The sequence below is a fragment of the Faecalibacterium sp. DFI.5.82 genome (genome assembly GCF_029076575.1).
Taxonomy (GTDB): Bacteria; Bacillota; Clostridia; order Oscillospirales; family Ruminococcaceae; genus Faecalibacterium; species Faecalibacterium duncaniae.
In genome coordinates this window covers 1-327 of sequence record NZ_JARFIS010000288.1, presented here as the reverse complement: position 1 = coordinate 327, position 327 = coordinate 1, and the positions used below count along the sequence as shown (strand labels likewise).

Here is a 327-nt window from a genome sequence, read left to right as displayed (position 1 = left end):
GGATCTCGCACCCTTTGCCGTAATAGGCATCCACGCCGTTGTAATAGTACATTGCGGTGGTCTCTTTTTCCGAAAAAGAGAGCGAGTACATCGGGAGCCAGTGCTCGGCCGAATCGGCCGGAAACGCTTCAGTCACGTTTCCCCGCCCCTCGTAGACCGGAGCGACCAGCGGATAGGAGGAATAGAGCATCCGGGAGCGGTCGTTAATGATGAACATCGTGCTGCCGTTCCGCACAGACCAGTCGTCCAGCTTGTCGATATCCCGGCTGGAAAGAACGCGCCGGTCGATATAGCTCTGCAGCTCCTGCACCTGTTTTTCCACAGCCC

At 57.2% G+C, this 327-nt stretch carries 1 protein-coding gene; it reads right to left on the bottom strand.

The annotated features are described in order from the left end of the window. Positions 1–327: hypothetical protein (locus P0G09_RS16645; RefSeq protein ID WP_275253218.1), on the bottom strand; the 327-nt coding region annotated here is incomplete at both ends.